Below are 575 nucleotides of genomic sequence, written 5' to 3'. Positions count from 1 at the left end.
ACGAGAAATCTCTGTCTCGGTTTGATAAACAGTGGTATCAACATCAACCAGCTTATTTAGCGGATTGAAATTGTAGTCGAGCGTATAAGTGTCGCGTTTTACCTGTTGCGGTATTGGGTCATCACCTAAGCTTGGAAAATCCGGGCGAAATGGGAAAACACCTTCTTTGTCGGTACGGCTAAAGCTTGCACCCACTCGGTGATTGTCCGTGAGATAAGCACCAGCTTTTAATAAGACATTTTCGCTTTCGCTGTCTTCAAACAATACGCGGCCGCTGCCATCTTCGCCTGAGTCTGTATCACGTTTGCCATAGTAGGCCAATAAATCGACATTATCAGTTGGCGCGCCATAGACCGTCGCTGATGTGAGTAGCTCGTCATTATTACTGGCATAACCGGCTTTTAATTTTGCGCCAATTTTTTGACCAGGTCTTAGCAAGTCTGCGGCATCAACGGTTTCAAACGCGACTGCACCGCCCAAGGCATCATTGCCAAGCGTGACTGAGTTGTTGCCCACGGACACCTCAGCTTGCTTGAGCAAGTCAGGATCGATGGTGACATCGCCCATATGATAAA

At 47.5% G+C, this 575-nt stretch carries 1 pseudogene; it reads right to left on the bottom strand.

Annotated features, from left to right (window positions below):
- Nucleotides 1-575: pseudogene (locus ACS8FD_RS23140) on the bottom strand (TonB-dependent receptor domain-containing protein); the annotation flags it as partial.

This window comes from Psychrobacter sp. 1U2 (assembly GCF_051847575.1).
Note: the sequence above shows the minus strand (reverse complement) of the source record. Positions and strands in the feature narration are given on the sequence as shown.